Origin of the sequence: Vibrio sp. HDW18 (assembly GCF_011306175.1) — a bacterium.
GTDB lineage: Bacteria > Pseudomonadota > Gammaproteobacteria > Enterobacterales > Vibrionaceae > Vibrio > Vibrio chanodichtyis.
Genome location: NZ_CP049913.1, coordinates 1,142,185 through 1,154,765, shown reverse-complemented (window position 1 = coordinate 1,154,765; position 12,581 = coordinate 1,142,185). Strand labels below are relative to the sequence as shown.

Here is a 12,581-nt window from a genome sequence, read left to right as displayed (position 1 = left end):
TCACTTAATTTGTGCACTTAATAGCGCCCAGTATTCATCAAAATTAGCAGTGGGTAGATATTTAAAATCGGAACGCACAAAGCGATTCAGGCTGCCTTCCACCTGACCGAGTAATTGCGCGGCAAGAATATTTTCATCGACCGGGAAGGATTTTCCTTCTCGGATTTTACGCTCGCGCAGAATTTGCCGCAAAGAGGTTTCAATTCGTTCAAACAATTGATTGATCCGATCGCGGAGGCGCTCATTTTCAAACATTAGCGCATGTCCAGAGAGAATGCGTGTCAAGCCCGGGTTACGTTCGGCAAAGGCGAGCAGCAGTTGCATCACCAGCCGAATGCGACTGAGGGTATCTTTTTCCTCATCAAAGATGCGATTGATGCGCGACATCAACGACTCTTCAATAAATTCTATCAAACCTTCAAACATGCGAGCTTTACTTGGGAAATGGCGATAGAGCGCCGCTTCGGAAACGCCAACCTGTTTGGCTAATTTAGCGGTCGTAATGCGTGAAGCACCGTCATTGGACTCAAGCATTTGTGCTAGAGCTTGCAGGATTTCTTCGCGTCGGTTGTTTTTTTTATTGCCGGCCATGCACCGTTTTCCTTTTCATTATCACTGCGGATCAACCATCAATACCCTAACCTCAGCCAATACACCACTCTCAGCGCAATCAAGGTAGTGATGAAACCGATGAAGTTTAACTAAGCTCAGCGGTGGTTCGAAGCGTGTTGATAAAAATGGTTGAACTGGGTGGCGAAAATAACGCCTAGCGGTGCTGCTATCTATGGCATTAATCGATGGATTTGCTCTAGCACTGCTATAGCGAGCGCTTGCTTACTGGTTAAAGGCAAGCTTTGCTGACCCTCTCGCCAAAATAACGTCAACGCGTTGTCATTGCTGTTAAACCCTTGTCCGGGCTGTGACACATCATTAGCACAAATCAGGTCGAGCTTTTTACGCGTCAGCTTATCGCGTGCATAGGTTTCAACCTGCTGCGTTTCGGCAGCAAAACCGACGGTAAATGGGCGGTGTTCGCTCAAGGCAGCCACTGCGGCAACGATATCGGGATTTTTAACCATCTCAATGGTTAATATATCGTTGTCGCGATTCTTTTTGATCTTCTGCTCTGCCATAGTTTGTGGACGATAGTCGGCCACGGCGGCGCAGGCGATAAAGATCTGGTGCGCAGTCGCTTCAGTCATAACGGCGCTATGCATCTCTAGTGCACTTTGTACATTAATTCGTGTCACCCCCGCTGGGGTGGGTAAATGTACCGGACCGCTGACTAGCGTGACTTCGGCGCCGAGCTGTGCGGCGGCGCTGGCGAGCGCAAAGCCCATTTTGCCTGAGCTATGGTTGGTAATATAACGCACCGGATCGAGCGCTTCTTGAGTGGGGCCGGCGGTGATCAGCACCCGTTGTCCGTGCAGAATTTTGGGGGTAAAAAATTGCTCGCAGCGCGCTACCAGCTCCATCGGCTCTAACATGCGGCCTGGGCCGATATCGCCACACGCTTGTTCGCCAGCCGCCGGTCCCCAGATTGAGTAGCCGCGCTGCGCAAGGGTATCCAGATTGGCTTGGGTGGCAAGGTTGCGATACATCTGCTGATTCATCGCTGGTGCGACCATCACTGGGGCATCAGTGGCGAGAATTAACGTGCTTAATAAATCATTACCCATGCCCGCGGCGATGCGCGCAATCAGATCGGCGGTGGCAGGAGCCAGCAGCACCAAATCCGCCCATTTGGCCAGTTCAATATGTCCCATTGAGGCTTCTGCAGCTGGGTCAAGTAAACTGGTGGAAACTGGGCGACCCGATACGGCCTGCATGGTCAGCGGAGTAATAAATTCTTTGGCGGCGTGGGTCATCACCACCTGCACGCTTGCGCCGCGCTCGACCAAGCGCCGAGTTAACTCGGCACATTTGTATGCTGCGATACCACCGCTGATACCGAGTAGAATCTTTTTACCTGCCAATGTTTGCATTTCGAAACCCTCAAAAAATCTGCGCGCTATGTTAGCACAGCTAACCGAAATGTTGCAGTCACCCCAGCATGATAGCGCGGATGACAACCGGTAAAGCTCGCTTGATCGTTTGCTGAAAAGTCCGCTTAAGCGCATTTGCTTCGTTGACGGAGTGGCTAAACATTTTAAGCCTTTGTGTACAGCTCACTTACATTAGTCAGTGAGATGATTCGAAACTTAAGCCACGCGGCTTGCGAGTTGTCGGCTTCTCTGCTTTGTGTAAACGAAATCCTTGGCAGAGCCCACTATGAACCTTAAATTTTTACCGCCCGAATCGATGCCGCGCGAAAAGTTGTTGCAACGTGGCCCACACGCATTAAGTGATGCAGAATTGCTGGCGATTTTTTTACGCACCGGCACCCAAGGTATGAATGTGCTCGCTTTGGCGGATCTGCTGCTACGTGAATTTGGATCGCTGCGCGCGCTGTTTTGCGCCTCTCAAGCCGAATTTTGTCAGCATAAAGGGCTAGGGGAAGCCAAATATGTGCAATTACAAGCGGTATTAGAAATGGCGCAGCGCCATCTGGCGGAAACCCTCAAACGGGGCGATGCCTTGACTAGCCCGCAGCACACCAAACTTTATTTATCCAGCGTGCTGCGTGATCGCCAGCGTGAAGCCTTCTATATATTGTTGTTAGATAACCAACATAGGGTGATCCGCGATGAAATTTTATTTGAAGGCACGATTGATGCGGCGAGCGTTTATCCCCGTGAAGTGGTTAAGCAAGCACTGGCATATAATGCCGCCGCGGTCATCCTGGCACATAACCATCCTTCCGGGGTGGCAGAACCGAGTCAAGCAGACCGTAGGATCACCGATCGGCTGCGCGATGCCTTAAGCGTGGTTGAGATCCGGGTACTCGACCATTTTGTGGTGGGGGATGGGGAAGTGGTCTCTTTTGCTGAACGAGGCTGGATATAGCTCAACCTGATAGTTTGCGGCATTTTTAAACTTGTGACTTAGCGAGAATCTGCTAATATGCCCCGACATTTTTTAACCCTGATTCAGCTCGCACCGTAAAAAGATCAGCAAATCCTGCGAAAAGGATCTGTTCGGGTCTTGAGCAATGTGCGGCAAGTTAGTATAATGCGCGACCTTTGATAGCCTTGTATGGGTATTCCATAACGGTTTTTACCCTCAACTTCTGATTTCGGAAAGAGAGAGGTTCGGCCACCAAGGTTGATATCGAGCTGAAACGATTTGGAGAAGACATTCATGTCACGAGTATGCCAAGTAACTGGTAAGCGTCCTGCTGTTGGTAACAACCGCTCACACGCAAAAAATGCTACTAAGCGTCGTTTTCTGCCGAACCTACAAACTCATCGTTTCTGGGTAGAGAGCGAAAAACGTTTTGTTAAACTACGTCTAACTGCTAAAGGTATGCGTATCATCGACAAGAAAGGCATCGATGCTGTTCTTGTAGAGATCCGTGCACGTGGCGAAAACGTTTAAGAGGAATTGAGCAATGGCTAAAGGCATTCGCGAAAAAATCCGCCTAGTATCATCAGCTGGTACAGGTCACTTCTACACCACTGACAAGAACAAGCGTAACATGCCTGGCAAATTCGAGATCAAGAAATTTGATCCTGTAGTTCGTCAGCACGTTATGTACAAAGAAGGCAAAATCAAGTAATTGATTTTATCTCTCTCTTGTAGTGTGTGAAAAAACCCAGCCTTTGGTTGGGTTTTTTTCTATCTACAATTTTTTCTATCTGCAATTTTTGCTATCTACACTATCTACAATTAGTGTTCACGCTGTGAGGTGATGAGATTCGATCCACTAGGATCTGTTGGCGCAGTTTGCTACTCTGTCAGTGTTGGCTTATAGCAAGGAGTGATTATGCGCGTTTCTCCCGATCGACGTCGCCGTTGGAATAACATCCTGATTTTATCGGTGATTGGCTTTATTGCGATTCTCAATCTGCCAACGCTGATTAAAACCTACCTAGTACCACCGCCAACCAACCGTTTTCCAACCTTATTACGACCTGCCGCGACCTTGCAGGCGATGAACTTTCCGCAATTTTCCCTCGAAAAAAGCCGTGAAGAGTGGTTTGCTAGCCCCGAATTAACCGTGAGTGGCAAACAGTTAGTGCAACGTTGGCAAGCGCTGACCGGAACCGAAGTCGATGATGCCACTTATCGTACGTTGCAATCCTCATTACCCAGCGCACAAACCATTGAAGTGTGGTATGCCGACAGCGAAGAGCCACAGCGGATCACCTTTTACCAAACCCCACAATTTTGGCTGCTAAAAAACTGGCAAGATCACTGGATTGCCGTCTCGGTAGAAGCGAGTTATCTGTTTCCTGAGCCCTTGTAAGGAGCCGTCATGCCTGAATTACCCGAAGTGGAAGTGAGTCGGTTGGGGATATCGCCACATCTGGTTGGCGCGACTATCCAATCGATCATCTTACGAGCGCCTAAGCTGCGCTGGCCTATCCCTGCGGAGCTGAAACAGCTTGAAGGGCAGACCATTCTCGCGATCCATCGTCGCGCTAAGTATCTGATCATTGAAACCGCAGTCGGCAGTGCGATTGTGCATTTAGGCATGTCCGGTTCACTGCGGGTTTTAGATGGCGATTTTCCGGCTGGCAAACATGATCACGTCGATCTGGTGATGAGTAATGGTAAACGGCTGCGTTATCACGATCCGCGCCGCTTTGGTGCTTGGTTATGGTGTGCGCCTAACGAAAGCCATCAAGTGCTCGCGCGTTTAGGGCCAGAGCCATTGACCGAAGCTTTTAACGCTGACTATATGATGGACAAAGCGCGCAACAAACGCATTGCAGTCAAAGCGTTCATCATGGATAACGCCGCGGTGGTGGGGGTGGGCAATATCTACGCCAATGAAGCGCTGTTTCTTTCCCACATCCATCCGCTGCGCCCGGCTCATTCATTGAGCCTAACTGAATGGCAAACCTTAGTTTGCAATATTAAACAGGTGCTGCAAGGGGCGATTAAACAAGGGGGAACTACCTTGAAAGATTTTACCCAAAGTGACGGTAAGCCCGGCTATTTTGCCCAAGAATTACAAGTATATGGCAAAGCTAAGCAGCCTTGCCCAAATTGCGGCGAGCCGTTGTGTGAGCAAAAAATTGCTCAGCGCAATAGTTTTTTCTGCTTAAAGTGTCAGCATTGATATACCCAAACGACTTGGAGTTGCAGGTAGCCAACACCGCGGCAGTTGCAAGTAGGAAGGGGATTGAGGGATGCGAGATTGCATCCCTTTGAGGAACTAGATTTTTTTCTTTTGTTGCAGTGCATTAGCCACAATAGCAGGCACAAACTCATCCACATTGCCGCCATGAATGGCTACTTCACGCACTATGGTGGAAGAGATAAAAGCATGCTCTTCAGAGGGGGTTAAAAACACGCTTTCTAGTTCGGGCATCAGCCGTCGATACATATTGGTGAGACCAAATTCGTATTCAAAATCGACTGTGGTACGCAAGCCGCGGATCAATACATTCGCTTTTTCGGTTTTGGCAAAATCAACTAACAATCCGGAAAAGCCTTTCGTACTGACGTTATCCAGATGTGAGGTGACTTGGCTCGCGAACTCGACCCGCTCTTCGAGCGTAAACAAAGTCTTTTTACTCGGGCTGGCGGCCACGGCGATGATCACTTCATCAAACATTTGCGCGGCGCGCTCAATCAGATCCAGATGCCCGTTAGTGATGGGGTCAAAAGTGCCGGGGTAAATCACTCGGGAAAGACGTTTTTGGCTCACAATCCGTTACTCATCAATCAGGGAAGTGGCCTCATCCTAACAAAAAGCCTCACATTTACCTATGAAGTCGGTATGATGAGCACGCAAAATTTCACACACTCTTGAGCACAATGAAAAAGTTACTGGTTATTCGCAACGATAAAATTGGCGATTTTATGCTGGCTTGGCCAAGTTTCGCTATGCTGAAAGCTTCTCTGCCGGATTGTCATATCACCGCGCTGGTGCCGAAATACACCGCCGCACTGGCTGAGCTTTGTCCATGGATTGACGCGGTGATCATCGACCCTGGTCAACAGGCGGATAAGGTGCAGCATCAGCAGTTGGTGCAAAGCTTAAAAGCGCAGCAGTTTGATGCTTCTATTAACCTGTTTTCGACCATGTATAACGCGCTGTTAGTGTGGAAAGCGCGCATTCCTTACCGTTTAGCGCCGGCGACCAAATTGGCGCAGATTTTCTATCAGCACCGCATTAAGCAAAAGCGCTCGCAATCGGCCAAGCCGGAATACGAATACAACCTTGATTTAGTGCGTGCCTTTTTGCGTGATATCGGCCAGCCGATTATTGAACCAAATCCACCGTATCTGGCCTTTCCTGCTGAGCAGTTGGCGGCGCAGCGTAGCAAACTCGCTGATCAGCTAGAGCTTAATCCGGCTAAGGCGTGGCTTTTTGTTCACGCCGGCAGTGGCGGCTCCGCGAATAATCTCTCTTTGACGCAATACAGTGAGTTAGTGACAGGCGTGATGGATGAGCACCAACAAGTAGTGCTCACCGCAGGACCCGGTGAAGAAGAGAAAGCGGCGCAATTGCAAAGCTTACTTGCTGAGCAAGGAGTGACGGCAGCCTTGTACGCCAAAAATGACGGGCTGGTGGATTTCACTCGCTCGCTAGCGTGCGCGCAGCTTTTCATCGCTGGCTCGACAGGGCCTTTGCATATCGCAGCAGCCTTGGATGTGCCCACGGTCGGATTCTTCCCTGCCAAGCGTTCAGCAACGCCACTGCGCTGGCGACCACTCAACTCGCAAGGTAAGCACATCGCTTTTTGTCCTCCGCCTGCAGACGATAAAGTAAACCAAGAGAACATGAGTCGAATTGATATGAAGAGTGTATTGACTGAACTTGCGCCTTGGCTGCGTAGTGTGCAGCTTTAATCATTAAAAAAGGGAGCTACGGCTCCCTTTGTCTTTCTTATTTAGCTAGATAAAAATCCGCTTAGCGTTTGTAGTGCTCGTCATTATCCCGTGCCCACAAGTCAGCGTATTTCACAAAGGTGGAGTGTGCAGAGAGCAGTGCAATCAAAAATCCCTGTTTTCCATCTAAAAAACCGCGCTTGAGCAGATACATTTTCAAAAAACAGCCCACAGCATGGACGATGCCTTGAGAAAGGGAAGCCTTCTTGCCTTTCGCTTGACGTTGATCCGCCCACGCTTTGGCGTAACCCGCGGATTTCACCAGATAGTGATGCACATCGTTATAGGTGTAGTGAATGGCATCGCCCGCTAAAGTTTCGACTTTCATGCTTGGCTCAACGTGCACCTTTTCATGCACTAATGCGTCATTGTAGCGAGTCAGTTGAGTTGGATAGAGGCGCAGTACGCGATCGGGGTACCAACCGCTATGGCGGATAAAGCGACCAAACACCCAACTGAGGCGTGCAAATTGATACAAGGTATCGGGCTTATTAGCGGCAACGGCTTGCAAAATGCTCCGCTTGAGCTCCGGAGTCACTCGCTCATCGGCATCCAGCCACAGCACATAATCCGATTGGACATAAGATTGGGCCAGTTGGCGCTGCGGGCCAAAGCCCGGCCACTTTGCATTCACGTAAAATTTTTCAGTGTAACGACGCGCGACCTGCTCGGTTTCATCGTGACTGCCAGAATCGAGCACCACGATCTCATCAACCCAGTCGTGCACGGTTTGTAAGCACTCATCCAGATGACGCGCTTCATTTTTTACTATCAATGCGACAGCAAGCGTTGGTTTACTCACGAAAAATCCTCGTTACGAATAAATCTGGGTATAAAAGGTGTATCAATCGTTCACCTGTGTGGCCATGATGTCAGCAGATGCATGCTCAAACATCGCAATCACTTGCTCTGCCTTGATGCGCTGCATCGCATTGGGGTCTTTAACCCGCGTGCGCCAATCAACCTGCTGCGGCGTTTTACCGGTTTCCGCAAGTAAAGCTTCTTGGTAAGCGGAAACGACATAATGACGATAATGGTATGGACCTGTGCGTTCAGGATTATGGTGAGCGTAGAGACCAATGATTGGTGTATTCATGGCATTAGCCATATGCGCTGGGCCTGTATCGGGGGCGATCACCAAATCTGCCTTTGCGATCAGTGCGAGCATCTGTTGCAGCGTGCTTTTCCCCACCAAGTTTAAGACGGGGTGAGCGAGTGCTTGCTCCACTTGCGCGGCCAGATCGCGCTCAACTTGTGCTGGGCTTCCGGCCAAGATCACTTGCCAGCCTTGTTGTTGGGCATGTTCAATAACTGCTGCATAGCCCTCTGCCGTCCAATTCTTATAAGCTTTGCTTGCTCCGGGCACCACAACTAAGCGAGGTTGCTCGGGCTGAAACTGCGCCTCAGCCCATGTCAGATCGTCAGGTTGGCAGGTGAGTGACCACTTAGGCTCAATATCGCGAATACCTAAGTGCTCTACAAATGCCAGTAAGCCATCTAATACGTGCATTTTGTTTGGCGAGGGAACTTTGACGTTGGTAAACCAAGTTTGAAAATCTTGGCTGCGTGCAGCATCAAAACCCAGTTTATAGCGTGCTTTAATGCCTAAAGTGGCAATACTGGCGCGCAAGGCATACTGCATATGCAGCAGTGCATCAAAACGTTGTTGTTTTAATTGCCGCCATAACTGAATGTAGGCTCGCCATCCGAGTTTTTTGTCAAAGATAATTACCCGAATGTCAGGCAGAATTTTGATCAGTTCTGCCTCTAGCTTGCCTGTCACCCAAGTAATGCGTGTTTGTGGCCATTGACGTTGAATAGCTTGCACGGCAGCAATGGTATTACAGACATCACCAATCGCCGATAAGCGAAGAATACAGAGCGAGTGTGGGGCTGATTGAAACAGTGCCATAGACAAACCTATTCGATAATTGAACCAGAATTATGCAGAGCTGATCAGAAAATGTAAAATGCAGCACGCCAGATGCAGAGTAAAACTGCAAAACCGCCAGATAACGATAGGAATTGCCCTTGATACAGACGTTCAACGATGCTCAGCAGACAATTTGGTTTGATGATGCGCTTTTGCTCGAAGACCCGAGTCAATGTTGCACCCCTGAGTTTTGGCAGCAAAATGACAAAGTGATTGGTAGTGCAACGGGGCGAGGCACTACTTGGTTTGTGCAGTTGCAACAGACACAAGCTGCCTTGCGTCATTATCGCCGCGGTGGTCTGTTTGGCAAGCTAGTGACTGATTCTTATTGGTTCACCAGCTGGGAAAAAACTCGCAGCTATCAAGAGTTTATGTTGCTTAATCAATTGCGTGTAGCTGGCGTTAACGTACCGCGGCCGATTGCTGCCCGGGTACAAAAGCATGGTCTTATTTATAAAGCGGATTTATTAAGTGAAAAAATTGCTAATGCACGTGATTTAGTAAGTATTTTGCAGGAAAGTCCGATCAGTGCTGAGCTTTATCAAAAAATTGGCCGTGAAATCCGTAAAATGCATGATGCGCAAGTGAATCACACCGATCTCAATATTCATAACATCTTGATTGATGACCAAGAGAATGTATGGATTATTGATTTTGATAAGTGCTATGTTCAAAGTGGAGATGGCTGGAAACAAGATAACTTAAATAGATTAAAACGTTCGTTTGAAAAGGAATTAATCAAACGAAATATTAATTGGACCACGGATCTGTGGGAATTATTTTTGGTGAGTAACAAGTAGAATTAAATGAGCAATTTCAAATATAGAGCAGATATTGATGGCTTGAGGGCTCTCGCTGTATTAATGGTGATTTTATTTCACATGAATGCAGATTGGATTTCTGGAGGATTTATTGGTGTTGATATTTTCTTTGTTATCTCTGGTTATATCATAACATCAGCAATTTATCCTCAGATTATAAATAAAGAATTTTCTTTTAATCAGTTTTATGTAAAACGTATCAAAAGAATTTTACCGCTATTTTATCTGGTGGCGATGACAAGTCTTGTTTTTGCGTATTGGCTTTACACACCAAATGATTTTATGGGTTTTTCCGATAGCTTACGGTACGCAAGTTCATTTATTGCTAACATTTATTTTGAAAAACACTCCGGCTACTTTGCGCCAACCTCAGAAACATTGCCATTACTCCATACCTGGTCATTATCAATTGAGGAACAGTTCTACTTTGTCTGGCCGATGGTTTTGATCCTCGCTGCTCGTTACCTAAAACCACATTTTTTCTGGGTGGTAATGTTTACGAGCTTAGTTGGATTAATTGTGTATTCTGAATATATGGCGAGATTAGGAGGCAGCTCTGCTTATTATTTAATTCAAAGTAGAGCTTTTGAACTATTAATTGGTGCACTGCTAGCAATAATTATTTACATAAAAAGTCAAAACAGCAGGAAATTACCAAGAGGCTTTTATCATCTTACTGGGATTGTCGGGATGGTTAGTCTGGTTTGGCTCTCTTTCTCTTTGAATGAAAGTGATGTTTTCCCGGGTATTTATGCGCTGTTTGTGACCATCGCTTCTGCTTTAGTCATTTTCTCTGGGACGTCAAAAACCAGCACTATTTCGTACGTATTGAGTTTGCGCCCCATGGTGCTCATCGGTCGTTTGTCTTACTCATTGTATCTATGGCATTGGCCGGTATTGGCTTTTTATCGTTACTATTTCATTAGCTTTACGGTTGTCGATGCCATCATTTGTGGAGTGATCACGGTTGTTCTCTCTTTAGTCTCTTGGCTGTTGGTAGAAAACCCTTTGCGGCATGCGCAAATCGGCAAGCGATGGGTTTCCTTGTTTTATTTGATTTTGCCGATTGGGTGTTCGATCGCGATTGCTAAACAGATTGTTGCGCAAGATGGTTATCCAATACGATTTAGTGATGCAGTCCAAACAATATTTAGCCAATCCGCTTATACGTTTGATGATGATAAGAATCATCGTCCGCAGATTGCAGATTCGTATCCTTTTGAAGCTCCGATCATAGGAGACAGAGAACAACCGATTACGGCTTATATCTGGGGGGATTCACATGCTGGCCATTTTAGAAGTTTTGTTGATGTTTTAGGCAATCAAAAGGGATTCTCTGCGCTGTTCGGTGGTCTAGGTGGCTGCCCTCCTGTTCTTGGAAGTGACCTCATTAAGTATGGAAAACCAGAACAAAATTGTTCTCAACGAAATAATGAAATTGCCCTTAAGTTAGCTGAATTGAAGCCGGATGTGGTGTTTTTAGCTGGACGTTGGGCTATGTATGTAGAAACAACACGTTCTGTTGGAGAGAAAGGTAGCCGTGTCTATTTAGGTGATGAAACAGATTATAGCGAATCGATTGATAATAGCCGTAGAGCTTTCAAAGAAGGTTTAGAGCGGACAATTCAGCATTTGGTTGAAGCTGGTATCAAACCTATTTTATTTGAACAAGTGCCAGATTATGACTTCAATCCCAGCAATTGTTTAGTTAAGAAAGCTACCTATGGATGGATGAAAGATGCATCTTGTGATTTACCTTTAAGTGCAATACTTGAACGTCAGAAGATGACAAATACAATTATTGATGAGATTGCAAAAAAATATCCACAAGTTGAAGTTATACCAATCTTATCAATTATTTGTGATGAGGTTAGTTGTAAAAGTCAGCTAAATAGTACCCCCTTGTATATGGATAACAATCATCTTAATTATGAAGGTGCGAGAGTATTAGCAGAACACTGGTTAGGGAGAAATCAATGAAATTTCAGTAAGGGGCTAGCTGAGCCATCTGAACTGAGTGATACCTAAAGTAGCTTAATTCTGTATTCTTAGTGATTGATATATTAAAAACGCAATTGACTGACGATTGCGTTTTTTGTTTTATGGCCAAAACATAGGACCTGATTGGTGGGAATACATTAGGCCAGTGGCATATGTCTTGTAGGCTAAAGTACATGTCAGCTAGCTTAGATGAATTTTTTCTGGTGTATATGGCTTAAGTTTTGGGAGTTGTTGGCCAAAATAGTCACACAGCTGTGCACCTGAAAAACTCAAATCCATACCTACAAAATCTTTATAGTGATAATTCCACCATTTTAGTTCTAGGAGCTGACAGATCTCACTTTCTGAGAAGCGATATTTAATCACGTTGGCTGGAATACCACCGACAACCGCGTATGCTGGGACATCTTTGGTTACGACTGCATTGGCGGCGATCACTGCACCATCAGCAATCTTTATCCCTGCCTTTAAAGATACATTCTGTCCAATCCATACATCATTACCTATGACCAATCTTTCTGCTGTTTTGAGTGGTTTTAGTGCGAATGGCTGGCACTCACCACCCAAAAAATCATACTCATAAGTTAATGGCGATGTTGTAAAGGTGTGGAGAGGATGCTCAGTACCGATTATTTTTAAACCGCCAGAGATCGAGCAGTATCGACCAACGATTGAATTTACTGGCAATGCAGAATGGGAGTATGAAAATGCCCCCATTTGCCACAAATGATTTCTTGAGATACTAAAGTGTGTGTGTGGCTCAATTGCGAGTGGCTGAGCGATCTTATAGGCCTTCTTAAACCACTTTTTGAGCGTGATATGGGACTTTTTTAACTGAATAAGCTCATTAACAGTTAAAAAGCGTTTTTGGGTTTTCATAG

14 protein-coding genes are annotated in these 12,581 nt (G+C 46.5%); 8 read left to right on the top strand and 6 right to left on the bottom strand.

Features of this window, described 5'->3' with window-relative positions; translation table 11 throughout:
• Positions 1–591, bottom strand: a complete 591-nt coding sequence (gene slmA / locus G7083_RS05575) for a nucleoid occlusion factor SlmA (RefSeq protein ID WP_166013924.1) — start codon at positions 589–591, stop codon at positions 1–3.
• A gap of 191 nt (positions 592–782) precedes the next feature.
• Positions 783–1,985 (bottom strand): bifunctional phosphopantothenoylcysteine decarboxylase/phosphopantothenate--cysteine ligase CoaBC, encoded by a 1,203-nt coding sequence (coaBC, locus tag G7083_RS05570; RefSeq protein ID WP_166013923.1) that lies wholly within the window; start codon positions 1,983–1,985, stop codon positions 783–785.
• A gap of 286 nt (positions 1,986–2,271) precedes the next feature.
• On the opposite strand from coaBC, the gene radC reads away from it, so the two are divergent.
• The 5 genes from radC (at position 2,272) to mutM (ending at position 5,167) form a co-directional block, all read left to right on the top strand.
• Positions 2,272–2,946, top strand: a complete 675-nt coding sequence (gene radC / locus G7083_RS05565; protein WP_166013922.1) for a DNA repair protein RadC — start codon at positions 2,272–2,274, stop codon at positions 2,944–2,946.
• A 294-nt stretch (positions 2,947–3,240) separates the two neighbouring features.
• Positions 3,241–3,477 carry a 50S ribosomal protein L28 gene (gene rpmB, locus G7083_RS05560; RefSeq protein ID WP_000091952.1) on the top strand — a complete coding sequence of 79 codons (237 nt, stop codon included), beginning with the start codon at positions 3,241–3,243 and terminating at the stop codon, positions 3,475–3,477.
• Between the two features lie 13 nt (positions 3,478–3,490).
• Positions 3,491–3,658, top strand: a complete 168-nt coding sequence (gene rpmG / locus G7083_RS05555) for a 50S ribosomal protein L33 (protein WP_166013921.1) — start codon at positions 3,491–3,493, stop codon at positions 3,656–3,658.
• 207 nt (positions 3,659–3,865) lie between these two features.
• Positions 3,866–4,348, top strand: a complete 483-nt coding sequence (locus G7083_RS05550) for a hypothetical protein (protein WP_166013920.1) — start codon at positions 3,866–3,868, stop codon at positions 4,346–4,348.
• 9 nt (positions 4,349–4,357) lie between these two features.
• Positions 4,358–5,167, top strand: a complete 810-nt coding sequence (gene mutM / locus G7083_RS05545) for a bifunctional DNA-formamidopyrimidine glycosylase/DNA-(apurinic or apyrimidinic site) lyase (protein ID WP_166013919.1) — start codon at positions 4,358–4,360, stop codon at positions 5,165–5,167.
• Between the two features lie 96 nt (positions 5,168–5,263).
• Here mutM and coaD read toward each other — a convergent pair whose 3' ends face one another.
• Positions 5,264–5,758 carry a pantetheine-phosphate adenylyltransferase gene (coaD, locus tag G7083_RS05540; protein WP_166013918.1) on the bottom strand — a complete coding sequence of 165 codons (495 nt, stop codon included), beginning with the start codon at positions 5,756–5,758 and terminating at the stop codon, positions 5,264–5,266.
• A 110-nt stretch (positions 5,759–5,868) separates the two neighbouring features.
• Here coaD and G7083_RS05535 point away from each other — a divergent pair, with 110 nt between their 5' ends.
• Positions 5,869–6,906 carry a glycosyltransferase family 9 protein gene (locus tag G7083_RS05535; RefSeq protein ID WP_166013917.1) on the top strand — a complete coding sequence of 346 codons (1,038 nt, stop codon included), beginning with the start codon at positions 5,869–5,871 and terminating at the stop codon, positions 6,904–6,906.
• Positions 6,907–6,967: 61 nt separating this feature from the next.
• Here G7083_RS05535 and G7083_RS05530 read toward each other — a convergent pair whose 3' ends face one another.
• On the bottom strand, positions 6,968–7,747 hold the full coding sequence (locus G7083_RS05530) for a glycosyltransferase family 2 protein (protein WP_166013916.1): 780 nt from the start codon (positions 7,745–7,747) through the stop codon (positions 6,968–6,970).
• Between the two features lie 42 nt (positions 7,748–7,789).
• Complete coding sequence (locus G7083_RS05525; protein WP_166013915.1) at positions 7,790–8,857, bottom strand: glycosyltransferase family 9 protein; 1,068 nt, start codon at positions 8,855–8,857, stop codon at positions 7,790–7,792.
• A gap of 119 nt (positions 8,858–8,976) precedes the next feature.
• Here G7083_RS05525 and G7083_RS05520 point away from each other — a divergent pair, with 119 nt between their 5' ends.
• Both G7083_RS05520 and G7083_RS05515 read left to right on the top strand, forming a co-directional pair.
• Positions 8,977–9,678 carry a 3-deoxy-D-manno-octulosonic acid kinase gene (locus tag G7083_RS05520; RefSeq protein WP_166013914.1) on the top strand — a complete coding sequence of 234 codons (702 nt, stop codon included), beginning with the start codon at positions 8,977–8,979 and terminating at the stop codon, positions 9,676–9,678.
• A 6-nt stretch (positions 9,679–9,684) separates the two neighbouring features.
• Positions 9,685–11,679, top strand: coding sequence for an acyltransferase family protein (locus G7083_RS05515; RefSeq protein ID WP_166013913.1), 1,995 nt, complete (start codon positions 9,685–9,687; stop codon positions 11,677–11,679).
• A 201-nt stretch (positions 11,680–11,880) separates the two neighbouring features.
• Here G7083_RS05515 and G7083_RS05510 read toward each other — a convergent pair whose 3' ends face one another.
• Positions 11,881–12,579: a CatB-related O-acetyltransferase gene (locus tag G7083_RS05510; protein ID WP_166013912.1), complete on the bottom strand. Its 699-nt coding sequence runs from the start codon at positions 12,577–12,579 to the stop codon at positions 11,881–11,883.
• Positions 12,580–12,581: the final 2 nt, after the last annotated feature.